General features: G+C 45.0%; 18 protein-coding genes and 1 riboswitch. Of the genes, 12 read left to right on the top strand and 6 right to left on the bottom strand.

What is annotated here, in order from left to right:
- The first annotated feature begins 507 nt into the window (after positions 1–507).
- Positions 508–662, top strand: a riboswitch (guanidine-I (ykkC/yxkD leader).
- Positions 663–806: 144 nt separating this feature from the next.
- From QT994_RS19020 to QT994_RS18990, 7 genes are all read left to right on the top strand, one after another.
- Positions 807–1,874: an ABC transporter substrate-binding protein gene (locus QT994_RS19020; protein WP_333177090.1), complete on the top strand. Its 1,068-nt coding sequence runs from the start codon at positions 807–809 to the stop codon at positions 1,872–1,874.
- A 108-nt stretch (positions 1,875–1,982) separates the two neighbouring features.
- Positions 1,983–2,834, top strand: a complete 852-nt coding sequence (locus QT994_RS19015) for an ABC transporter permease (RefSeq protein WP_333177087.1) — start codon at positions 1,983–1,985, stop codon at positions 2,832–2,834.
- A 151-nt stretch (positions 2,835–2,985) separates the two neighbouring features.
- On the top strand, positions 2,986–3,762 hold the full coding sequence (locus QT994_RS19010; protein ID WP_006630934.1) for an ABC transporter ATP-binding protein: 777 nt from the start codon (positions 2,986–2,988) through the stop codon (positions 3,760–3,762).
- A gap of 291 nt (positions 3,763–4,053) precedes the next feature.
- Positions 4,054–4,782 carry an urea amidolyase associated protein UAAP1 gene (locus QT994_RS19005; protein WP_333177084.1) on the top strand — a complete coding sequence of 243 codons (729 nt, stop codon included), beginning with the start codon at positions 4,054–4,056 and terminating at the stop codon, positions 4,780–4,782.
- Positions 4,783–4,859: 77 nt separating this feature from the next.
- The gene (locus QT994_RS19000) at positions 4,860–5,501 is read left to right on the top strand and encodes an urea amidolyase associated protein UAAP2 (protein ID WP_333177080.1); all 642 of its coding nucleotides are present in this window, start codon (positions 4,860–4,862) and stop codon (positions 5,499–5,501) included.
- Positions 5,502–5,896: 395 nt separating this feature from the next.
- A complete protein-coding gene (uca, locus tag QT994_RS18995) occupies positions 5,897–9,514 on the top strand; it encodes an urea carboxylase (RefSeq protein ID WP_333177077.1) in 3,618 nt (1,205 codons plus the stop codon).
- Between the two features lie 72 nt (positions 9,515–9,586).
- Positions 9,587–9,853 (top strand): WG repeat-containing protein, encoded by a 267-nt coding sequence (locus tag QT994_RS18990; protein WP_333177074.1) that lies wholly within the window; start codon positions 9,587–9,589, stop codon positions 9,851–9,853.
- 44 nt (positions 9,854–9,897) lie between these two features.
- Here the strand turns inward: QT994_RS18990 and QT994_RS18985 are convergent, their stop codons facing one another.
- Positions 9,898–10,686, bottom strand: coding sequence for a class II glutamine amidotransferase (locus QT994_RS18985; RefSeq protein WP_333177072.1), 789 nt, complete (start codon positions 10,684–10,686; stop codon positions 9,898–9,900).
- 531 nt (positions 10,687–11,217) lie between these two features.
- On the opposite strand from QT994_RS18985, the gene QT994_RS18980 reads away from it, so the two are divergent.
- Together QT994_RS18980 and QT994_RS18975 are read left to right on the top strand one after the other, a co-directional pair.
- Positions 11,218–11,424 carry an ATP-binding protein gene (locus tag QT994_RS18980; RefSeq protein ID WP_333177092.1) on the top strand — a complete coding sequence of 69 codons (207 nt, stop codon included), beginning with the start codon at positions 11,218–11,220 and terminating at the stop codon, positions 11,422–11,424.
- An 82-nt stretch (positions 11,425–11,506) separates the two neighbouring features.
- Positions 11,507–13,426 (top strand): iron uptake porin, encoded by a 1,920-nt coding sequence (locus QT994_RS18975; RefSeq protein WP_333177069.1) that lies wholly within the window; start codon positions 11,507–11,509, stop codon positions 13,424–13,426.
- 872 nt (positions 13,427–14,298) lie between these two features.
- On the opposite strand, the gene QT994_RS18970 is transcribed toward QT994_RS18975, so the two are convergent.
- From QT994_RS18970 to acs, 4 genes are all read right to left on the bottom strand, one after another.
- Positions 14,299–15,189, bottom strand: coding sequence for a thermonuclease family protein (locus QT994_RS18970; protein WP_333177065.1), 891 nt, complete (start codon positions 15,187–15,189; stop codon positions 14,299–14,301).
- Positions 15,190–15,285: 96 nt separating this feature from the next.
- Entirely contained in the window at positions 15,286–15,927 is a 642-nt protein-coding gene (locus QT994_RS18965) for an ACP phosphodiesterase (RefSeq protein WP_333177062.1), read from the bottom strand.
- 23 nt (positions 15,928–15,950) lie between these two features.
- The gene (locus QT994_RS18960) at positions 15,951–16,529 is read right to left on the bottom strand and encodes a Uma2 family endonuclease (RefSeq protein ID WP_333177059.1); all 579 of its coding nucleotides are present in this window, start codon (positions 16,527–16,529) and stop codon (positions 15,951–15,953) included.
- A gap of 134 nt (positions 16,530–16,663) precedes the next feature.
- Entirely contained in the window at positions 16,664–18,634 is a 1,971-nt protein-coding gene (gene acs, locus QT994_RS18955; protein ID WP_333177056.1) for an acetate--CoA ligase, read from the bottom strand.
- A gap of 290 nt (positions 18,635–18,924) precedes the next feature.
- On the opposite strand from acs, the gene QT994_RS18950 reads away from it, so the two are divergent.
- Positions 18,925–19,584 (top strand): restriction endonuclease subunit R, encoded by a 660-nt coding sequence (locus QT994_RS18950; protein ID WP_333177053.1) that lies wholly within the window; start codon positions 18,925–18,927, stop codon positions 19,582–19,584.
- A gap of 21 nt (positions 19,585–19,605) precedes the next feature.
- Here the strand turns inward: QT994_RS18950 and QT994_RS18945 are convergent, their stop codons facing one another.
- Positions 19,606–19,827 carry a hypothetical protein gene (locus QT994_RS18945; RefSeq protein ID WP_333177050.1) on the bottom strand — a complete coding sequence of 74 codons (222 nt, stop codon included), beginning with the start codon at positions 19,825–19,827 and terminating at the stop codon, positions 19,606–19,608.
- Between the two features lie 265 nt (positions 19,828–20,092).
- Between QT994_RS18945 and QT994_RS18940 the strand changes: the two genes are divergently transcribed.
- Both QT994_RS18940 and QT994_RS18935 read left to right on the top strand, forming a co-directional pair.
- On the top strand, positions 20,093–21,394 hold the full coding sequence (locus QT994_RS18940; protein ID WP_333177047.1) for an AAA-like domain-containing protein: 1,302 nt from the start codon (positions 20,093–20,095) through the stop codon (positions 21,392–21,394).
- A partial coding sequence (locus tag QT994_RS18935; protein WP_333177045.1) for an AAA-like domain-containing protein occupies positions 21,391–23,555 on the top strand: 2,165 nt, incomplete at its 3' end. The genes QT994_RS18940 and QT994_RS18935, both read left to right, overlap by 4 nt.

Genomic DNA, 23,555 nt, shown 5'->3' with positions numbered 1-23,555 from the left:
TGGTGGCTGCGGGCTTTTTCATTCGTTTATTTTACCAGATGCCGCCACTGAAGTTTTTTTGACCTGAATCCTTACGATTGAAGAAATGACTTCAAAGGCTGCGTTTGGCGATCGTTCTTACAAATAGAAAGTTAGTTTACCGCATTGTCGATCGTACTTGCATCTAGTCTAGGGTTCGAACTATTTCTTGATAAATATTCAACCTTGACCTTGCGGGTTTCGTCTTTTTGTGCAGGTAAACTTCGCGATTTCCAATCGCCCCGTCTCATCGCCCGGTTTAATCTTCCAAAAACTTTAATTTTACAAATTCGAGAAAAACTGTTTTTTGTAACATTTAACACATTTTTGGCATCAAGTTTGCTGTTACGGTTTGAAACGTAGCAATCTAGTAGGATTGCACGCTACAGTATGCTTACCTTTCAAAAAGCTAATTGCATTGCTGTTACAAACAGTCTCGAATAACTCCTTGGGTTGCAAACAGGACTTATACAGACAAAAACCGAAAAATTTAACCGCTTCTAGGGTTCCGATTTGAATGAGTTTCTAAGTCAGCTTAGACAGTTCAAGTGCTGGTCCGAGAGAAGCAGACTGGTCATCCCAATATTTTATTAATTTGAGGGAAACACTAGCCAGTTACACGGCGGGATAAAAGCCCGGGAGAAACGCGATCGGTCATCAAGACTCGGTTCGTTAGCTCTCGGGCTTTATCCTTGTATATCAAGGGGGTTTGCGGAAGCTAAGGAAGCCAAAGAAGGTGCAAAAGCTCGATCGACATATTCACCTCTAACCAGCAACCAGAATATGCTATGAATATCCGAGATTACTCCCCAAAAATAACGCTATCGCCCTTGTCCTACTGCGCCATATTTTTCATCACCTTGTTTTTCGCTGTCGGCTGCGTCAACCCGGCAATTTATATCAAAACCACGACAGAAACTGAAGCAGCTTCTTCAGTAAGTGCTAACGCAGTTAGCCTCGGATTCAGCGCGTGGCCCGGCTGGTTTCCGTGGCAAATTGCCAAAGAACAAAAGATATTTGAAGCCAACAATGTTCCTGTAGACTTAAAATGGTTTGACGGCTACTTAGAATCCATCAGCACCCTCACAGCAGGACAGATAAATGCTAACAGCCAAACCCTCGGCGATACAGTAAACTCTATATCCGGCGGTGCCGACCAAGTAATTGTTTTAGTCAACGACAACTCCACGGGAAATGACAAAGTGATTGTCGCCGAAGGCATCAATTCCGTTGCCGATTTAAGAGGCAAAAAAGTTGCAGCAGAGGAAGGTACAGTCGATCACTTTCTATTGCTGTTAGGGCTGAGAAAAGCAGGTTTATCAGTGCAAGACATTCAATTTGTACCGCTGGAAACTGGCAAAGCTGCGGCGGCTTTCGTTGGAGGGCAAGTCGATGCGGTGGCAGTATTTGCGCCGTTTACCACGCAAGCATTAAAACGATCGAACAGCAAGGAACTGTTTAGTTCAAAAGATTTTCCGGGGGCGATTTCCGACCATTTGGTATTCACGCGAAAGTTTATCGGCGAACACCCCGATCGAGTGCAAGCCCTGGTCAATTCATGGTTTGCAACATTGGAATACATGAAAGCAAATAAAGAGAAATCTTACGAGATTCTAGCCAACCGCGCCGGAGTTAGCGTTGAGGAATACAAAGAATATGAAAACGGCACTAAGATATTTACGATAGAGGAAAACTTGAAAGCCTTTCAACCGGGAAATGACATGACATCATTGCAGTTTGCGGCGGCAGAAATGACTAAATTCCTCGTCGATGTAAATTTAGCCAAAACCCAACCCGATATCAGCAAGTTATTTGACGATCGCTTTATAAAAGCTTATTCCGAAGGTAAAAGCTAGAAGGCAGAATTTACGAGTTAGCCGACACAATAAAATTTCAAAAATATTCCTTTTTAAAATTCCCCAAAGCTACTCAAATTACTCGCTAAACCGTTCTGCAATTAAATCATGCCACCAAATCCCGAGCCCCGATCGATCCAATCCCACCTCAAGCAAAAAAACCTAAATCCCACCGTTTTCTGGCGGATTGCAGAAGAGATACCACAACCCCTCAATATTGGGTTAACGGTAACATCGATCGCACTGCCGCTGCTGCTGTGGTGGCTAGTAACAACCTTCGCCAACGTAGACCCCAAATTTTTGCCTTCCCCCGGCAAAGTTTTAGAGGCATTTGGTCGGCTGTGGAACACTCGCGAACTTTTGAAAGACACAGTAGCGAGTTTGTGGCGGGTGGGAGTGGGCTTTCTGTTCGCCTTGGTTTTTTCCATACCAATTGGCGTGCTGATGGGCAGTTTTTCCAGTATTCGTGCCTTGCTTGAACCCATGTTCGGCTTGATGCGATATATGCCCGCACCAGCATTCATACCCCTACTAATTCTCTACTTGGGAATCGGCGAAGAACCCAAAATAATGCTGATATTTATCGGCGTCTTTTTCTTCAATTCGCTGATGGTGATGGATACAGTCAAGTTTGTTCCAAAAGACTTGATCGAATCTACTTATATGTTGGGCGGCAATCGCTGGGAAATCCTAACTCAAGTTATTTTTCCCCACGTTTTGCCGGGAATTCTTGATGCTAGCCGCATCAACCTAGCTGCGGCTTGGCAATTGGTAATCGTCTCGGAATTGATTGCGGCAACCGAAGGCTTAGGTCGCCGGATCAGCGTCGCGGGTCGATTTCTCCGAACCGATGAAATTTTTGTGGGGCTGATTGTCATTGGGGCGATCGGACTGGCTTTTGACTTGCTTTTTCAATATCTGCTGCGGGTTTCTTGCAAATGGTCAAGTCAGAAACAGTAAGCAGATGTTGAAGGAAGAAGGAAGAAGGAAGAAGGCAGTGGTGTAACATAAAATTTAAACCCACGCTAGATATCGTTGTTAGTCCTAAAATTTACAGATTTTAGGAATGAAAAAAAATCAATTGTTTACTTACAATACAGAGGATAAACTCATGTTTCTACAAATCAACAACCTGCACAAAAACTTTGAAACAAAAAACGGTAAATTAGTTGTCCTCAAGGACATCAATATGAGTATCAAGCAAGGCGAATTTATCTGCGCGGTAGGCGCATCCGGTTCGGGCAAATCTACTCTGTTGAGGCAGATTGCGGGATTGGACAAGCCGACAACAGGGGAAGTTAAAATAGACGGCAAGGAAGTTGTTTCGCCTGGGCCGGATCGAGGTATGGTATTTCAGCATTACACTCTTTATCCTTGGATGAACGTACAGGAAAATGCCGAGTTTGGCCTCAAACTTCAAGGCGTTTCCAAGAAAAAGCGGCGCGAACAAGCGAGCTATTATTTGAGTGTGGTAGGATTGACGCAGTTTGCTTCGTCGCTGCCGAAGGAATTGTCGGGCGGGATGAAACAGCGGGTGGCGATCGCCCGCGCCCTCGCTTCTGAACCTAAAGTGTTATTAATGGATGAACCTTTTGGCGCCTTGGATATCCACACTAAAGAATCGATGCACGAATTTATGCTCGATTTGTGGCGCCGCACTCAGATTACAATCTTTATGATTACCCACGATGTCGAAGAAGCGGTGTTTCTTTCCAATCGGATTTATGCTTTGGGCGCTCGTCCCGGTACAGTGAGAAAGGAAATGTCGATTAATTTGCCCGATCGCACTCCCAGCATTAAACGCCACGCCAAATTCCACGATTACCGCGACGAACTCATGGATTTGATGCGGAAACACGGACAGGAAGCAGTTGCAATGGCTGCTTAAATAGAAATAGGTTTGTATTTGCACTTTTTGCAGCCACGCCAACAGTACAACGGCCAACCTAAGTAAGTGGAACGGCCATCTTGCACCATTCTCAATTACCTATTTAGGAACGCGCAAGATGCCCGTTCCACAATAAAATTGACTTTTGTGGAACGGGCATCTTGCCCGTTCTTGAGAAGGGTGCAAGATATCAGTGGAAATAAATATTACTTTGGGAGAGGGTGAGTTTTGCCACTACAAAATACTATTGTTTTGTTTCGCTGACCTACCCAAATACATCAAGAGGAACTTATGGTGCAACTATCGATCGACACAAACTCACAAGTTGATTCTGACCTCGTATTAATGCAAGAAACCGTACCGGGCGGCGCGTACTGGTCGGGAGTCATCAAGCGGGGAAACACTCTGCGAATCACCGATTTAGAAGGCTCTCGCGGCGTTTCCATGCTGTGCTACAACGCCGACAATGCGATCGAACGTTTCAACGCAGCAGACACCGCCAAAATTCAATTCAACGCCTTTCTCAAACAAGGCATGGTGATCTACACAGACATGGGACGCATCCTATTTTCCATCACCCAAGACACCTCCGGCTGTCACGATTTGCTAGGAGGATGCAGCAACGCCATTAGCAATGCCAAAAAATACGGCGAAGGAGACTGGAAAAACTCCCGTGACAACTTTCTCAAAGCCCTAACTCGGTGGGGATTGGGCAAAAAAGATATCATGCCCAACCTCAACTTATTTACTCGCATTGCCGTCAAACCAGACGGCACGATGGAGTTTCGCGAAGGCTGCGAAAAACCGGGGAGTTTTATCGATTTGCGAGCCGAAATGAACGTATTGACCATTATCTCTAACTGCCCCCACATCCTGCATCCCGGTTCAACTTACGATCCAAAACCCATCCAAATTCAGATTGTGAAAACCCCCGCACCCGCCTCAGACGACTTGTGCCGCACCGCCAACCCGGAAGCCGTGCGCGGGTTCATCAACACCGATGCTTTGTTCCTGCAATAAACCCAATTCCATAACTCAACTTTGTCCGCACTAATCTGCCGTAAAAACTTCTGCAATTCCCTCACAAAAAGTGAACCATGACTGCAACCACTCAACAAATTCTCGATCCAGAAACAGCAATTTACAACGAAGTCTTACCAGCCAGACATCCCTGGTCCCGCGTCATCAAAAAAGGACAGATTCTCCGCATTGTAGATTTAGGCGGAAATCAAGCAGTAGATTTTTTAGTTTACAATGCCGATGACCCTTCCGAACGCTACAGCGCCCCCGATACGAGCGTCAATCAAGGCAACATCTTTGTCACTACAAACAGCCAACTCATTTCCAACGAAGGGCGAGCCATGATGACCATAATTGCTGACTCCTGCGGGCGGCACGATACCTCCGGCGGCGCCTGTAGCTGCGAGAGCAATTCAGTGCGGTTTGGGCTAGATAAAAAATACCAACACGCCTGTGTTGAAAATTTCCTCGCCGCAATTCTTCCCTACGGTTTGGGTAAGCGAGATTTAGTCAGCAATATCAACTTTTTTATGAATGTTCCGGTTAGCGAAGATGGCACGCTTGAAATTGTTGACGGCATCTCCGATCCGGGAAGTACAGTGGATTTGCGAGCGGAAATGAACGCGCTAGTTGCTATTTCTAACTGCCCGCAAATGAACAATCCTTGCAATGCTTACAATCCTACGCCGATTCAGTTGATTGTTTGGGATGCGGTGTAAATGTAGGGTTAGCACTGTCTCCGCAATTTTTTTAGGGGCGGGATCTCGTGAATTGATGCCAACAAAGACGTTAAACGTAGTACCAATCTGCTGTCGGACGATTAGGGTTCGATCCCCCCTAGCCCCCCTTAATAAGGGGGGGACAAGAACACTCAAAGTCCCCCTTCTTAAGGGGGATTTAGGGGGATCGAGACTGAGCTACCAGCAAGAAATACGGAGGGTTTCAGCCTTAAGTTGACACCAATGGCTCTCGTGCTCACCCCACAATAAAATTTAATGTTTGTGGAACAGGCATCCTTCCTTTTAAGCAAGAAGAGTGCCTGATGTAAGTAGACAGCAATGCAATTCCCAATTCCCAATTCCCAATTCCCAATTCCCAATTCCCAATTCCCTAAATGTTTAACAAAGTTTTGATTGCAAATCGCGGTGAAATTGCCTGCCGAATTATCCGCACGCTCGATCGCCTCGGAATTGCTTCAGTAGCAGTATATTCTGAAGCCGACGCCCGCGCCAAGCACGTTTTCGCCGCCAGCGAAGCCGTTTGTATAGGTGCAGCCGCCGCAGCCGAGAGTTATTTGCGGTTCGATCGCATTCTCGAAGTTGCGCGCCAAACAAAAGCTCAAGCTATTCACCCAGGTTACGGCTTTTTGAGCGAAAATGCTGAATTTGCCGAAGCTTGCGCCAGCGAAAATATTGCATTTATCGGCCCGACTCCGAGTCAGTTGCGCTGCTTTGGATTGAAGCACACCGCGCGGGAAATAGCCGCTGCAAATCAAGTGCCGCTAACTCCCGGAAGCGAACTTTTAGCAAGTTTAGAGGATGCGGAAAAAGCGGCTGGGGCGATCGGCTATCCGGTGATGCTCAAAAGTACCGCAGGCGGCGGCGGCATCGGTTTGCAGGCTTGTTTTGGCGATCGAGATTTGGCAGAAGCATTTGAAAAAGTACAGCGTTTGAGTCAAAGCAATTTTAAACAAAGCGGCGTTTTTTTAGAGAAATACATTCAAACAGCCAGGCACATAGAAGTCCAAGTCTTTGGAGATGGCCAAGGAAATGTCATAGCCTTGGGCGAGCGAGATTGTTCGGTGCAGCGACGCAATCAAAAAGTAATAGAAGAAACTCCCGCCCCTGCTATTAGTGACGAACAGCGAAATCAGTTGTACGGTGCAGCCGTGCGGTTGGGAAAAGCGGTAAATTACCAGTCAGCCGGTACTGTTGAATTTGTATTTGATGTCGATGCGAAACAGTTTTATTTTTTAGAAGTCAACACGCGCTTGCAAGTCGAACACGGCGTTACTGAAGCTGTCAACAACATCGACCTCGTTGAGTGGATGGTAAAACAGGCTTCGGGAGATTTGTTCCCCCTGGAAAAGTACCGCTATCAACCGCAGGGACACTCAATTGAGGTGCGAATTTATGCGGAAGATGCCGGCAAGAATTTTCAGCCGAGTTCCGGGTTGCTGAATCAAGTTGCGTTTCCAGAAAACGTCCGCTGCGACAGTTGGATAGAAACCGGCACGGAGGTTACTCCTTTTTACGATCCGCTGCTAGCCAAAGTAATCGTTTGCGGGGATAATCGAACCCAGGCGATCGTAAAACTAAAAGCTGCTTTAGATGCCAGTGAAATAGCGGGAATAGAAACTAATTTAGATTACCTCCGCCAGATTTTGGACGATTCCCGATTCAGCCGGGGCGAACTGAGCACGCGCTTTTTAAACTCTTTTGAATACGCACCTTTAACGATCGATGTATTGGATGGGGGAACCTACAGCAGCATTCAAGATTATCCGGGGCGGATCGGCTATTGGGATGTTGGCGTCCCGCCTTCTGGGCCGATGGATCATCTGGCATTTCGATCGGCAAATCGTTTAGTAGGAAATCCCGAATCCACAGCAGGATTGGAATTCACAGCTACAGGCCCAACTCTGCGCTTTAATGCCGATACAGTTATTAGTTTGACTGGTGCAATTATGAAGGGAACCCTAAACGGCGAATCGGTGCCGTTTTGGACGGGAATTCCCGTAAAAGCTGGCAGCATTCTCAAGTTAAAAGCCATTCAAGGCGACGGCTACCGCACTTATTTAGCAGTCAAACACGGCTTTAATGTCCCCGATTATTTGGGCAGCAAATCAACTTTTGTACTGGGCAAATTTGGCGGACACGCAGGCCGCACGCTGCGTCCGGGAGATGTGCTTAAACTGCTTCAAACTGCAACTCTGGAAGCAGAAATATCTTTGCCTCCGGAACTAATTCCCACCTACAGCAATAATTGGGAAATTGGCGTTTTGTACGGGCCTCACGGCGCGCCGGATTTCTTTACTGAGTCAGACATCGAAATGTTTTTCTCTACAGAATGGCAGGTGCATTACAACTCGACGCGGACGGGCATTCGGCTGATCGGCCCGAAGCCCACCTGGGCGCGTCAAGACGGCGGGGAAGCGGGTTTGCACCCATCTAACATTCACGATAATGCTTACGCGATCGGCACGATCGATTTTACGGGCGATATGCCTGTAATTCTCGGTCTTGACGGCCCGAGTTTGGGAGGTTTTGTATGTCCTGCTACTATTGTGCAGTCGGAATTGTGGAAAATCGGGCAACTGAAACCGGGGGACAGCATTCGCTTTTACTGTTTGAGTTTTGCTGAAGCTTTGCAGCGGGAATTAGCACAAAATCTGCAAATTGCTACTTTTAGTTTGCCTGTTTTTGGGGAAAATGCGGAGGAATTGCCCGCAGTTCCCACCTCTCCAATTTTGCACGAAATTCCCGAATCTCCGGGACAGGTTGCTGTTACTTACCGTCAAGCTGGGGATAAATATATTCTAGTTGAATACGGCCCATTGGTGCTGGATTTAAATTTGCGTTTTCGGGCGCACGCATTGATGGCACAGTTGAAAGCAAATCCGTTGCCTGGTGTTATCGAATTAGTGCCGGGAATGCGATCGCTCCAAATTCACTTTGAGGGCCGCCAGATTTCGCAACAGCAGCTAATGCAGGCGCTGATTGCGGCGGAGGCAGAACTTCCGGCGATCGAGGATTTGGAAGTGCTGGCGCGAATTGTGCACTTGCCTTTATCTTGGGAAGATGAATCGACGCTGTTGGCCATTGAAAAATATATGCAGTCTGTGCGATCGGATGCACCTTGGTGTCCCAGCAATATTGAGTTTATTCGCCGCATAAACGGGCTTGACAGCATCGAACAAGTCAGAGAAATTGTATTTAATGCTAGCTATTTAGTGATGGGTTTGGGAGACGTTTATTTAGGCGCGCCCGTCGCAACTCCTCTCGATCCGCGCCACCGTTTGGTTACCACTAAATACAATCCCGCCCGCACTTGGACTCCTGAAAATGCAGTTGGCATTGGCGGCGCGTATTTGTGCGTTTACGGGATGGAAGGGCCCGGAGGTTATCAATTTGTCGGCCGCACAGTGCAAATGTGGAATCGGTTCAAACAAACGGCGGATTTCCAGTCTGGTAAACCTTGGCTTTTGCGCTTTTTTGACCAAATCAGATTTTATCCTGTTTCTCATGAGGAATTGCACCGCTGTCGGGAAGCATTTATCGAAGGGAAGTTTAAATTAAAGGTTGAGGAAATCACTTTTAATTTGAGAGAATACAATGAGTTTTTGCATTCTATTGCGGGCAGTGCGGCTGAGTTTAAAGCGCAGCAGCAGGCCGCATTTAATGCAGAGCGCGATCGCTGGGCCGCATCCGGGGAATTTGACGCTGAAGCTGCCGCAGAATCCTCGGCGGATGTGGCTTCTGAAACGGCGGCGGAGGTTGTTTTGCCGATCGGCTGTGAGGCAGTTGTCGCTCACGTTTCGGCCAATGTTTGGCAGGTACTGGTTAATGTTGGAGATGCGGTTGCAGAGGGCGATCGCCTGTTAATTTTGGAAGCGATGAAAATGGAAATTGCTATTACTGCTGATGTTGCGGGCACTGTTGCCGAGTTGTTTTGTGAAAAGGGGCAAACGGTGACAGCCGGACAAATTCTCGTGGCGGTTCAACCGAATTAATCCCTCTGTTGTCACTTCGGGGACAGTAGAAGCCGTTGGATAATTGCGGAATGATTTTGATTGTTTTGTGGGATGGGATATCGTAGCCAGTCCGGTGTATTTTCACCGCAGGCGGGACACCCCACAAGAATCATCCTCAAATTGTGCAACCCCCGCTCATTTAATGAAGGTTTAGCAGCAGTTAGGGCTTCAAAAGGGTGGGGATATATCAATCAAGCAGGCGAGTGGGCGATCGCCCCGCAATTTTCGGCGGCGGGCAGTTTTTCGGAAGGCTTAGCCGCTGTCAAGCGCGATGGCAAATCTGGCTTCATCAATCAAGCTGGAAACCTGCTCATTTAGCAGGTTCGATGCTCTGTTTAGGCTTTAATTTTGTTTAAATCTCGTTAACTTAACTCCAGCCGCCCAGAATTGACCGGCGAACCATCCTGAAATACCAGCAATTCTCCCGGCTGAATTTGCGTCCAAACTTCGTTATCTGTCAGCGGAAAAGTCGCAATAACAGCCACGCGATCGTCCTCGTTGGTCAATTCCCGAAAATCGACAGTTACATCTTCGTCGATCGAGTGCGCGCTAGCAAAAGGTGCTTGTCGCACAATATAATGCAGATTAGTAGAACAATGGGTGAACAAGTGTTCTCCATCGGAAAGTAAATAATTAAAAATTCCGTGTTCTGCCAAACTTTTAGTAATTTCCTCCAGTACCGGGTAAATTTCTACTAAAGCAGGCTTACTTTGAGGAAAAGTGGAGCGCAGCTTTTCTAAAATCAAACAAAAAGCTTTTTCGCTGTCAGTTTTGCCAACAGGTTTGTAAACTCCGGCACATTCTGGAGAAAAATTTTCGAGATTTCCATTGTGAGCAAATACCCAATAACGCCCCCAAAGTTCCCGAATAAAAGGGTGGCAGTTTTCCAGAGCAATTTCGCCTTGGGTAGCTTTGCGGATGTGAGCAATGACGTTAGTTGAATGAATGGGATAGCGACGCACTACTTCTGCAACCGGAGAAGCAATCGCAGGTTTAGAGTCTATAAAAAGGCGACATCCCAAACCTTCAAAGAAAGCAATCCCCCAACCGTCTTGATGAACGTCCGTTTTGCCCCCCCTTGCAGAAAAACCCTCAAAAGAAAAGCAAATATCTGTCGGAACATTACAGTTCATTCCCAGTAATTGGCACATAGCTTTTAAGTCTCTGGAGTGTGGATTGATCGCGCAGCTATGGGCAGCTACAGATTTGCGGTGATAATATTATAGTATTAACGGGGTAAATAAGTTAAATACACTTAATATTTTGGCTGGGTCAACCGTAAAGATACTGAAGTTAAAAACTTGGCTCGCTAAAACAATTGATTGTGTTTGTCTCCGAACGATGTTAATCGAGCACTCGCTTCGCACTCTTTACCTGCATACAGCGAGTATAAAGTATTAGCCGATATGGGAAGGAATTGATAGCACTTTGATGATTGGGCGGTATCGTTTTAAGGTCAATAATAACCGTCCGGTAATTCAAAAAATTAAGAAACTGGAAATGTTAGTTTTATTAAAAACTATCGGAAAACAGAAGTAGCTATTTATAATTTTTACTAAAAAAAGCAATTAATGCTTGACAATAAGGTAAATGAGGGGGTATTTGGGTAGCGATTACACCCGCCGCCAAAATCATAACTATTACTACTTAATTATCGAGAGAGAGCGAGATATTTTGATAAAATTAAAGACAATGGCAGAGAAAGGTCTGAGGAAATAACATCGCAGATTTTTGACTCTTCATTCACTACAAAATCTGTAGGAAAAAAAACGGGAACCGGATTGTCAATCAGCCGTCACATAGTGGAAGAAAGCGAGGGCGGCAGTTTGACTTGTTCGTCGGTTTTGGGAGAAGGAATGAAATTTACGATCGCCCTTCATCTCGAATAGTACGCGCGTGCGTAGCTATCCCGTAGGGAATCGCGCTTTTTCTCACTTTCTTGGCTCTAATAAACTCACAAAGTATAATTTTATGAAAAATCAAAAGTGCGATCGACCAATTTGGAAAATCCTTAGCAGCTTAATACTAGGATTCGGATTGCAGGCATTATTCAGCATTCCAGCCTTAGCAGAAACGACAGATCCTGAAACAACAGTAAATAGTGCAAATTCAGAAGATGCAGTTAATGAATGGTATCAATTACCCGGATCAACAAATAATCTAGCGGATAATTTTGATCGTAATCCCGATCGGCAATTACTCGAAAAATCTGACAAGGTAGAGGTAAATTCACCGATAAACCCCGCATCCGAGCCGCCTGTACCTATCGCGAGTAAGATAGAAACTTACATACCCGAAGCTAGCGAAACGCAGCCCGCAGCAATACCTCCGTTAGTTAAAGAAAATAAATTAGAAAATCCCCCCTTAGTTTACCAGGCTGAAAACTCACTAGAACAAGTTACATCAGTTTCCCAACTCAGCGACGTACAGCCCACAGACTGGGCATTTCAAGCGCTGCAATCCTTAGTAGAAAAATACGGGTGCATAGCTGGATACCCTGACGGAATCTATCGCGGAAACCGCGCCCTTACCCGCTATGAATTTGCAGCCGGAGTCAATGCTTGTTTAGATACAATCCGCGAGTCCATCGCCAAATCAACTGAAAGTCTAGCTAAGCGAGACGACTTAATAAAACTGCAAAAATTACAAGAAGAATTTGCCGCCGAAATTGCCACAATCCGAGGTCGAGTAGATGTGCTAGAAGCGCGAACTAGCGAACTAGAAGCCAATCAATTTTCAACCACAACTAAGCTGTCTGGATTCACCGTTTTTGGAATACAAGGGCGCACTCCCAACCGTGCGGATCGGACTCCCAGAGACGGCAAAAGAGATACCAAAGACCCGGGTACAAATGTCAACATCATTAACCTAAATCAATTCTACTTAACCACTCAATTTAGTCCTCGCAGTAACTTATTAATCGGTTTTTACAACCAGAACGGAAGCAATTCACCACAATTAACCGAAGACGTAAACCTTGCTTATAATGTAGCCGAAACTTCTGGATTAACTCTCAGCGACCTCAACTACCGCTTCCTGGTCGGGGACAAATTGGCAGTGTTTGCAGGAACAGCAGGAGTTAACATGATTACCGCTTTTCGAGGGCCGAATCGGGCAGAAAGTGCAGCTTCTGGCCCCCTTTCTGGCTTCGCTCAAAGAAACCCAATTTTGAACACGGGTTTGGGTTTAGGCGGCATCGGCATTGACTGGCAATTTGCGAAGCGAGCCAGTTTGCAAGCAGTTTATTCAACTAATATTTCGGGATTTTTTGTCAGTTCTAACGGGTCTCAAGGACACAATACATTGGGTGTACAACTAACTCTGACACCAGCCGATCCTGTTGATGTTACTGTCTATTATGTTAACGATTATTCGCCGGACGGTAATCTGATTAGTTTGGCAGGAGACAGTCAATTAACTGCTATCAATCCTAACACAAATAAGTCCACTCCTCTGCAAACAAATGCAGTCGGAGCAAGTTTAAATTGGCGCATTTCATCGCGAGTTTCTCTGGGAGGTTGGGCTGGTTATACTAATTCTCGCATTCCAGGTAAATCTGGTACGGTAGCCACTACAAACTATATGGTTTTTGTAAATTTTCCCGATTTGTTTAAAGCCGGAAATTTAGGAGGAATTTATATGGGGCAACCGCCTAAAATTGTCAGCAGCAATTTACCTACAGGCAATAACGTTCCTGATTTTCTAGATACGGGTTTAGGGCGATCGGGCGGGCAACCCGGAACGACTACTCATGTAGAGGTATTCTACCGTTGGCAGGTCAATGATAATATCAGCGTCACCCCTGGATTGATCTTGATTTTTCAACCCGGTCACACTCCCGATAGCGACCCGATCTCAGTTGGTGTATTGAGAACTTCATTCTCCTTTTAAGAGTTTAATCCTGTGGGGCCGGGTTTAGTACAGCGATCGCAAATTGCCAACAATTTTGGTGAACTCGACCCGGAGGAACGGCCCACAAGAAAATTTAATTTTGTGGAACAGGCATCCTGCCTGTTAAGCGAGAAAGGTGTTCCTCCCTCAGCAGACAGTGATTAAAACCCCAGCGCGATTTCCTAAGATTTTTTCTCAGTAAAAACCCGCTCTCTTTACTGCAACTTTACATTTAGTAGTAATTTCCGCGTTTTTATCTTTTTTTTCTACATACAAATACCTAATCATTAAGTTTAAAAAAATACGCATAAACACGCTTGAAATATAAGTTTTCCTAACTTAATCTATTATTAAGAGCATTACTAATAGTTCTTTAAGTTTAGGTTTAGATAAATATGATTAAATCAACGGGCTGTCTTGGGTTTCTGAGCTTTGCTGTAATTTCTGCTATGACTGCCTATCCGTGTCAGGCACAAACCACTGTCAAATCGCAGACAAATGTAAATGCCCCACAGGAGATTACAATTACCGAGTCACCAAATCTTGCTAACACTTCTGCTAGCAATCTCGGGAAAAATCCTAACATTTCTAAATCTTTTACCGTCTCAGAATTGAATAGCACACCTCCTAACTCTACTTCTCCTATAACCACTCCTCAAAATCAATCTGCACGCACAAATCCGTTAGGATGCCGATTTTTTGATAGTCCTTCAATGCAGCAATAAATGTTCCTGCCTCTCTTGATAAATAGAATATCCAGGCTGAATAGAGGGCGATCGTTTTTTAGGATCTCCCTCTATTTCCGCGAGGGTACTTCCTAATAAAATTATAGGTAGTAAACAGGATTGATGAAATTAACTCTAGTTTAAATATTATCGGGGAAAGTCAGAAAGTTGTTTGATATCCTTCAAAAGTATTTGAGGCTTCCCTTTGTACTGTTCTACCTTCCCACTGACATACACATATCCCCGTCCCACACCCGCATAACGCTTCTCGATTAGCCGCTTCAAGGGAGCCATTTCATCAGTTTCAGCATCTGGAATCCACAAATCTAATTTATGATACACCGAACCAGCATAAATTAGAGCGCTACCGCCGATCCATTTAGTAATTCCCGCCTGCAAATCACAGAAAATAGTAAGAGATTTAGCTCTCTCAGAAGCCGCTAATATTTTCGGGTAGTGCAACCTCAAAGAAAGCGCTCCTGCCGTTGCTTCCGACAACCGAAACTCTTCAACTATCGAGCCTCGCATCGACCACCAAGGCAGTAAATTAGCATAGTTGCGAGAGGGAACTTTGGCATTGGTAATCGGATTCCAAATCATCAGATTGTAAGCTTTTGCTGCCGATTCTGCCTCAGTCATTGGTCGGTGATACAATCTGGAGCGCCCGTATTTGACAAAGTAGGGACTCCAGCCTTCTTCAATCAGTTTAAGATTGTAATTTTCTCCGTCTTTATGTACGTAACATAGGAGACGCCCGTAGTTGTCGCGGTGTTTTTGTAGAGCCACTTCAACCGAATCGTCTGTATCAAATTCTATGTCAATTTGAGCAAGTCCATCATCTGTTGTGGCGAAGTATTTTTTAGCCATTTCTGAAGCTGCTTTCCCCGCCGCAGTTACAGGTTTGGAGCCTCCCGGATGACTTTCTTCTGTATCGACGCAAATCAGGCGCAGAGACTCGGTTTTGCCGTTGAGAGAAATTTTGATGCTGTCGCCGTCAACTACTTTAGTTATTTGCAGGTTCTGAATTCTGGTTGCCATATTTTGAACCCTGTTGCATTTGAGATTTCATGCAGGTATCGCTTGGATTATACACGAGTTCGTTATCACTAACAACTGGAATTTTTGTTTTTTATATTAAAATTTGCCAACAGTCGCGTATTTTATCAAATCTGGAAAAAAATCCCGAAAATCCGATTCTAAGCGTTGATAGTTAGCTGTCAAATCTTCTATGCCGCTTGCCAAGTTATTTGTCCGTTTGAGTCGCGCCGACATTCTTGTAAGAGTGATGCCGATTTCGGCAATTTCCTGATAAGATGAAAGCAAGTCGCGGGCAATTATTGTTGGCAGCACCCGCTGGAGAGAGTCCGGTAATATATCGCGATTGTCTTGCAGGATTTTATAGACATCCTGAGAAAAATCCTGGAGCGGAATTTCTGAATATTCCCGCCAATTTTTAGCTAAGAAGTGGTCGTAAAACACGTCAATCAAAACTCCGGCAAACCTGCGTCTCTGGGAAGAAACAAGGCTTTTACTCGATCGCACTATTGGGTGAGAGTCCGTGTAGCTATCTACTTTGCGGTGCAAATCGATGCCTTTTCTAATTTCCTCGGGATAAAGGTTGACGGCCGAACCTTTGACAAAATCTCCTAAGAGGTTGCCAATCAGGGATTCTGGCGTGCCTTTTGATAAGAATAGATGAGCCAAATAATTCATTGAATCTTTGATAACAAAAGGGCGATCGTCTAACTCTAGTATGCAGGCGATCGCTCCCGCCACCCTCAAATATTGCTTGCGATCGGCTACATCTCTCGACGGAACGCTCTAATAGCTTCCCCAGCATCAGTTTCCGCCATCAAAATACAGCGTTTCATCAAATCGAGATCGAGGTTGTTGAGTCCGGGTAGCTGACTGCGATCGCTCTTTTCATAGCTACCGTCATGGAGATGATATATCTTCAGTAATCCATCTTCCCAAAACCAAACCTCTGAAACACCCAAAGCTTTATAGCGCTCTAACTTACTGATTCCTCCACTGGTAAAGACAACTTCGATCGACAAATCTGGAACTAATTTTACACTCTCAATGCAGTAGGATTCGTCTGCTTGCACAGAGACAACGCCCGATCTTTCCTGCGTCATTGCCCCTGTCGGCTTGAAGAAAATTCCCTGTTCGACCAGAAAGGTAGTCACGAAGTAACCGATAACATGAGCAAAAGTTTCGTGGTCTTCTCCAGGCATCAGAATCTCGATCGTCCCATCATAGTAAAATAGTCGCACTCTAGGGGAGCCTTCAAAGCCTTTTTGAATAAATTTAAACCGTTCCCACATTCCATGATAAACAATTCGCTGATCTGTGGTTTTGCTAAGTAGTGGAGGCATCGCGCTCAGATCCAGTCCAGAATTTATCTTGATTGTAGCTCATATTTAACAATTAAACCGCAGAGGAACGCCGATAAAATTACATCAGCGTTCATCCGCGTTAATCTGCTTACATCTGCGGTTAAAAAATACCTCTACGAACCTCCCCGCAATTTATCCAAAACCGTCCGGTCTTCCAAGGTCGAAGTATCTCCAGAAACCTCTTCTCCCGCAGCTAAAGAACGCAGCAATCGGCGCATGATTTTGCCGCTTCGCGTTTTCGGCAAAGCATCGGTAAATCGAATTTCGCCGGGACGGGCGATCGCCCCAATTTCCTTAACAACGTGCTGCTTCAATTCCTTAGCCAATTCATCGCTAGGTTGCTGCGAGTTGTCCAGCGTGACAAAAGCCACAATTTCCTCACCTTTAATCTCATCCGGTTTACCAACAACCGCAGCTTCTGCCACCGCTGGATGCGATACCAAAGCTGACTCAACTTCCATTGTGCCGAGTCGGTGTCCGGCCACGTTAATTACATCGTCAACGCGGCCCATTACCCAGAAATAACCGTCTTTGTCCTTGTGCGCGCCGTCCCCTGCAAAGTACACAAATTCGCCATCTTTCGGGTGCAAATATTCCCAATAGGTGCGGCGGAAGCGATCGGGATCGTTGTAAAGTGTACGCATCATTCCCGGCCAAGGATGTTTCACCACTAAATAACCGCCGCTTTCGTTAGTTACGGGTTCGCCATCTTGGTCTACAACATCGACCACAATTCCGGGGAACGGTAGGGTTGCAGAACCAGGTTTTGTAGGAATTGCACCGGGCAAAGCGGTAATCATAATTCCCCCGGTTTCTGTTTGCCACCAAGTATCGACGATCGGACAATTCGAGTTGCCAATTACTCGTTGATACCACATCCAAGCTTCGGGATTGATCGGTTCGCCGACGGTTCCTAACAATCGCAAAGATGACAAATTGCGTGCATTCGGCAAGTGTTCGCCCATTTTCATAAAGGTGCGAATTGCAGTGGGTGCAGTGTAGAAAACGGTGACGCCGTATTTTTCAATTACATCCCAAAAACAGCCTGGATTTGAAGGGCGAGGAGCACCTTCATACATTAAAGTTGTTGCACCGTTGGACAGCGGCCCGTAGACTATGTAACTGTGTCCGGTAATCCAGCCTACATCAGCAGTACACCAGTAGACATCGGTATCTTGAAGGTCGAATATCCACTTGGTTGTCATGTGGGTGTAAAGGTTATAACCGCCCGTTGTATGAACCACTCCTTTGGGTTTTCCGGTACTTCCAGAAGTGTAAAGAATGAACAGCAAATCTTCGCTATCCATCGGTTCGGCAGGACAATTGGCCGATGCACCTTTTTGCAAATCATGCCACCAATGATCGCGCCCGGGTTCCATGTCAATTTGCTGTTTGGTGCGCTGAACTACCAGAACGTTGGTGACGCTGGGTACGGCATCATTTGCTAATGCTTTGTCTACTTGTGTTTTGAGGCCGACTGCTGCATCTTTGCGGAAGCCTCCGTCAGCGGTGATGACGAGTTTTGCTTGGCCGTCGTTAAGCCGATCGCGCAAAGCTTCTGCACTAAAACCGCCAAAAACAACGCTGTGTACGGCACCAATTCTGGCGCAGGCTAGCATGGCGATCGCAGCTTCGGGAATCATGGGCATATAAATGCCAACGCGATCGCCCTTTTGGACTCCCAATTCTTTGATGACGTTCGCCATTTGGCAGACTTCGCGGTGGAGTTGCGCGTAGGTGAGGGTGCGGGAGTCTCCGGGTTCGCCTTCCCAAATCAGGGCGGCTTTATTTTTGCGCCAAGTGGTTAAGTGGCGATCGAGACAATTGTAAGAAATATTAATTTTGCCGTTGACAAACCATTTAGCTAAAGGCGGCTGCCAGTCGAGTACGGTATCCCAGTTTTGGAACCAGTGCAATTCTTGGGCGGCGAGTTCTGCCCAGAATGCTTGGGGGTCAGCTTTGGCTTTGTCGTAGAGGGCTTGGTACTCTTTTAGGCTTTTGATGTGAGCTTTTTCGGAGAATTCAGAAGGCGGCTGAAATAGGCGTTTTTCTTGCAGAATGGATTCGATGGTATCTTGTGACATCGTTCTTAACTTTAATTTCGGTTAGTCTTTGTAACTATTGTTTGCATAAGTTGGGACCAAAGTATGTTTATTTTCCTTAAGACTTTGGGAAATTTTGTAATAGGTTGAGAGGTTGTTCTTGTTTTGCTCGCCGATGAAGGCAGATTAACGCAGATGAAGAGGATTTTTCAGCCTATTTAATGCTTGATTATTCTTGAAAATTATTGTGCTACAAACTTTTAAAGTGTAGTTTTTTGTCAATTAAATTAGCTATAATTAGAGACTTAGTTAAATTTAATTAAAGGAAAGCCATGACCCAAAATTTAGAAGCAAGCCAACTTTCTCTAAACGACGTTCGCCGCCTTCTCAAATTGGAAAGACAAACAGGAGGAGGTTTTACTGATTTTTTCTCTCTGGAAACTCTGACGGATTTTGAACAGCAGCAACTGTGGGAAATTAGCAATGACTTTTGGCGGTATCTAGAAGCAGGTAAAGTTTCTGAAGAATTGGTTAAGTTTTTAGCACTTTCACCGTTAATGAGATTAACGGGATTTTTTAAAGTTCCTGTGGTGCTGACAATGGAAGATAGCATCCCGATCGAGGTTGAGGATGGGGATACTTTAATTAAAGGGCGCTTGGATATTTTAGCGGTAAATCAGCCGGATGCAGAGCTCGCGGCTGCACAGTTTTGGATTTTGGTAGTGGAGGCGAAAAATAGTGCGATCGCACCTTTGACTGGTTTGCCGCAACTCCTGACTTATACTTATAAAAGTTTGCAGCAGCAATCGTCTGTTTGGGGATTGACGACGAATGGCGAAAGTTACCGGTTTGTGCGGGTGACGCGGGGAAATCCTTGTACTTATCAGATTTTACCGGAATTGAATTTGATTGACCGAGAGCGATCGCTCTTGTTGGCGCAAGTGTTGAAAGCTATTTGCAAGTTGCAGAATGTGCAGTTGCAGTTGGCTTAGCAAGGGCGATCGCATCGGATGTTATGGTGAGGGTGGAGTCCTGTGCTCGATCGGTGGATTGGGCGGTTGTTGGGTATTTTGAGTGCTGATGTACGTTGTTGCTAACGGAATTAGGGCGATCGCGATCGGTACTACAACTTTCTCGATCGACCACTTGATGTTGGAATTGTCAGATTTTTTCACTTGCTTTACCTTTTTAGCTGATGTAGTCTTGTTCTGGTGCAGCCGTTTTAAAGTTTTCATTTAGTTAATTTCAATGTCTACAATTTCGATAATAAGCTAACTTTTTTACTATTATTTGATTGATAAATAAATTCGACAAAGTTGTCAATTGCCTGGGAATTACCAAGTTTTTTGACAAGGGAGTTGAAGGGTTTGTGAAAAAATATTCACAAATTAGCTGGTGTTTGTCAATTTGTGAAATTAAACTGGCGATCGGGGCTGAAGCTGACAACTGTGGTAAATTAGTAAGAGTGGTAGGTAAAGCGCTAAGCCAGGTATGCGGAGCATGAATCAAAAAGAGTTTGACGCCATTTATCCAAAAAAGCTAAAACCCCTACAGCATGACGTATTAGATATGTGGTTGCAAGGGAAGTCAGAGGAAGCAATCGCTAAATCTATCAAACTTAATGATTCATCGGGTGTCAGATACCATATTTCAAATATCTGCGAGTTATTTGGTTTTAAAAATGAACCGGGCGAACGCTTCCGACAGCGCGATCAATTAATCCCGCTATTTGCCAAGTATAAACCTGAATTAGTGAGTGATAAATTAAAAGAAACTTGTGGAATTTACCCTGACAATCCAGAAAAAGTTAAAGTCTACTATGTAGAGCGCGATTGCGAAGATAAATGTTATGATAAAATTTTAGAAAAGGGAGCGCTCATTCGGATTAAAGCTCCTCAAAAAATGGGCAAGACTTTACTGGTGGATAAAATTCTCGATCGCGCGTCGCAAGAAGGTTACAAAACTGCAATCCTCAGTTTTGAGGAAGCTGACAGTGAAGTTTTGGGGGATTACCGGAAATTATTGCAGTGGTTGTGTGTTACTCTGGGCGACTTACTGGAGTTGGAGAATAAATTAGGGGAATATTGGGATGACACTTTAGGCGGTATTAACCATAACGTGACTAAATATTTAGAAAGGTATTTATTCACAAATTTTTCTCAACCTTTGGTACTGGTATTAGAGAAAGTAGACCTGGTTTTTGAGCAAGCTACTTTTAATCTTGATTTTTGTCGCTTACTACGTGCGTGGAATGTTGCAGCTACAAGGAATGATCGCCGCGGTGCAATCTGGCAAAAAATCAGGTTAATTGTCGTTCACGCTACAGAAGTTTACAGTTCTCTTGATATCAACTCATCCCCTTTGGCTGGTGTTGGATTGACTGTACCTTTGCCAGATTTTACCCCGGAAAAACTGCAGCAGTTAGCGCGGCAGTATCGACACAATTGGCTGAGTACAGAGGAGATTCAACAACTTATGAAAATGTTTGGTGGTTATCCTTATCTGGTGCAAACAGCTTTTGCTTATCTGCAAACTCCTCAATCTTCTGTGACTAAGCTTTTGGAAATTTCACCTACTGAACAAAGTCCCTTTATTAATCACTTGCGAGAACTTTTAGGCAAGCTCAAACTCTGTCCAGAACTCGCAAACGTTTACCGAGAAGTCGTAACTCAAAATCAACCGCTGATGCTGGAAACTCATCAAACATTTAAGTTAGAAAGTATGGGATTAGTGCGAGTGGCACATAATGATTGTTTGCCCCGCTGCGATTTGTACCGTCAATATTTTTCGGTGCGTCTATGACTTATCAATATATAGCTGAATCAACTCTCCCAGAAGATACCCAAACCTATGTAACGCGAGAAGCTGATAGTCAGCTTTATCAAGCGTTGCTTGAAGGTAAACTCTGTTATGTTTTCAATTCTCGCAAAATAGGTAAGTCTAGCTTAGCGCTTCAAACTATCAAGCGACTGCGAGACGAAGGCATTGTATCGGTTTTTATTGACCTGTCTGGCGACGAGACAAAGTTAGAGCATCCCGAACAGTGGTATGCTAATATACTTGATACTTTTGCTTATGAATTAGACCTTGATGTTAATTTAAAAAGCTGGTTGGAGGAACGAAATTGGCTGTCTCCCTTGCGTAGATTTCGGGAGTTTATTGAATCCGTGATGCTGTCGCAAGTTCCCGAAAAAATAGTTATTTTTATTGATGAAATCGATAGCGTTCTGAGTTTAAATTTTTCGGCAGACGATATATTTGCTTTTATCAGAAGCTGCTACAATCGCCGTACCCAAAATGCAGACTACAATCGCATCACTTTTTGTCTGTTGGGCGTCGCAACACCTTCAGATTTGATTCAAGATAAAAAGCGCACGCCCTTTAATATCGGTCAAGCTATTGAATTAAAAGGTTTTACTCAGGAACAAGCTGCACCTTTAGCGAAAGGCTTAGAAGGAAAAGTCGATCGTCCCATTCAGGTTTTAAATGAGATTTTAGACTGGACGGGCGGACACCCTTTTTTGACTCAAAAAATTTGTAAAATTGTCCTAGAACAAGCAGAAACCAGCCATCCTGACATTGCCGAACTGGTACAAGCTTACATTATTAACAATTGGGAAGAAAACGACAATCCCGAACACCTCGGAACAATTCGCGATCGCATCCTCAGCAACCAACAGCGTACCAGCCAACTCCTCGGCATCTATCAGCAAATTATTACCCCCCCTAACCCCCCCTTGCCAAGGGGGGGGACAGATAGCACCGATCCCCCGTTACTAAGTATGGCGAAAGATAGCACTAATTCTCCCTTAGCAAAGGAGAAAAAAAACAATCTTACTCCCCCCCTTAGCAAGGGGGGGCTGGGGGGGGTGGCCGCTGATAACAGTCCCGACAAAATGGAGTTACAACTATCAGGATTAGTCGTCAAACGCAACGGATATTTACAAGTTTACAACCCGATATACGCCGCTATTTTTAACCTCGATTGGGTACAGCAAGAATTAGCGAAACTCCGCCCCTACCAGGAAAAGTTCGCCGCTTGGATAGCCTCCAATCGTAAAGATACTTCCCGACTGTTACACGGCAAAGCGTTGGATGATGCATTGCAGTGGAAAGTGGGGAAACGTTTAAGCGATGAGGATAATGATTTTTTAGATGCCTGTCGAGCTGATCAACTGCAAGAACTGAAAAAAAATAATGAATCATTAAGAGAATTCCGTAAACAATTCAGGGAAGTTTTCAAAATCGAAGAAGCTGGACGCAATGCCTTAGAGCTTTTTCAGTCGAAGGGAAATCAAATAGAAGCCTTGCGGGTAGCTATCAAAGCAGGAGAAGATTTAAAAAAGTGGATACCAGATCACCCCCCGGTTTCCGAATATCCCGTTACCAATCCTCTGTTAGTTTTGCAGATGATTCTTGCGAAAATCCGCGAACGATGCCAGTTTGTCGGACATAATGACTCGGTAAAAAGTGTCAGTTTTAACCCCACAGGAGATAGGATCGCTACTGCCTCCACAGACAAAACAGCAAAATTGTGGGACTTGCAAGGCAACTGCTTGGTAACATTCACCGGACATAATCGCTGGGTAAGAAGTGGCAGTTTTAGCCGCACAGGGGATGCGATCGCCACTGCCTCAATTGACAAAACTGCGAAATTGTGGGACTTGCAAGGCAACTGCTTGGTAACATTCACCGGACATAATTATTCGGTAACAAGTGTCAGTTTTAGCCCCACAGGAGATAGGATCGCTACTGCCTCCACAGACAAAACAGCCAAATTGTGGGACTTGCAAGGCAACTGCTTGGTAACATTCACCGGACATAATTATTCGGTAACAAGTGTCAGTTTTAGCCCCACAGGAGATAGGATCGCTACTGCATCAGATGACAAAACAGCCAAATTGTGGGACTTGCAGGGCAACTGCTTGGTAACATTCACCGGACATAATTATCCGGTAACAAG

This window comes from Microcoleus sp. S13_B4 (assembly GCF_036700885.1).
Taxonomy (GTDB): Bacteria; Cyanobacteriota; Cyanobacteriia; order Cyanobacteriales; family Microcoleaceae; genus Microcoleus.
Note: the sequence above shows the minus strand (reverse complement) of the source record. Positions and strands in the feature narration are given on the sequence as shown.

Excerpts from the sequence above, each read along its gene's own strand:
- uca (WP_333177077.1), top strand. The coding sequence starts at position 5,897 with ATGTTTAACAAAGTTTTGATTGCAAATCGCGGTGAAATTGCCTGCCGA.
- QT994_RS18940 (WP_333177047.1), top strand. The coding sequence starts at position 20,093 with ATGAATCAAAAAGAGTTTGACGCCATTTATCCAAAAAAGCTAAAACCC.
- QT994_RS19010 (WP_006630934.1), top strand. The coding sequence starts at position 2,986 with ATGTTTCTACAAATCAACAACCTGCACAAAAACTTTGAAACAAAAAAC.
- acs (WP_333177056.1), bottom strand. The coding sequence starts at position 18,634 with ATGTCACAAGATACCATCGAATCCATTCTGCAAGAAAAACGCCTATTT.
- QT994_RS18950 (WP_333177053.1), top strand. The coding sequence starts at position 18,925 with ATGACCCAAAATTTAGAAGCAAGCCAACTTTCTCTAAACGACGTTCGC.
- QT994_RS18945 (WP_333177050.1), bottom strand. The coding sequence starts at position 19,827 with ATGAAAACTTTAAAACGGCTGCACCAGAACAAGACTACATCAGCTAAA.
- QT994_RS19005 (WP_333177084.1), top strand. The coding sequence starts at position 4,054 with ATGGTGCAACTATCGATCGACACAAACTCACAAGTTGATTCTGACCTC.
- QT994_RS19015 (WP_333177087.1), top strand. The coding sequence starts at position 1,983 with ATGCCACCAAATCCCGAGCCCCGATCGATCCAATCCCACCTCAAGCAA.
- QT994_RS18975 (WP_333177069.1), top strand. The coding sequence starts at position 11,507 with ATGAAAAATCAAAAGTGCGATCGACCAATTTGGAAAATCCTTAGCAGC.
- QT994_RS18970 (WP_333177065.1), bottom strand. The coding sequence starts at position 15,189 with ATGGCAACCAGAATTCAGAACCTGCAAATAACTAAAGTAGTTGACGGC.
- QT994_RS18990 (WP_333177074.1), top strand. The coding sequence starts at position 9,587 with ATGGGATATCGTAGCCAGTCCGGTGTATTTTCACCGCAGGCGGGACAC.
- QT994_RS19020 (WP_333177090.1), top strand. The coding sequence starts at position 807 with ATGAATATCCGAGATTACTCCCCAAAAATAACGCTATCGCCCTTGTCC.
- QT994_RS18960 (WP_333177059.1), bottom strand. The coding sequence starts at position 16,529 with ATGCCTCCACTACTTAGCAAAACCACAGATCAGCGAATTGTTTATCAT.
- QT994_RS19000 (WP_333177080.1), top strand. The coding sequence starts at position 4,860 with ATGACTGCAACCACTCAACAAATTCTCGATCCAGAAACAGCAATTTAC.
- QT994_RS18985 (WP_333177072.1), bottom strand. The coding sequence starts at position 10,686 with ATGTGCCAATTACTGGGAATGAACTGTAATGTTCCGACAGATATTTGC.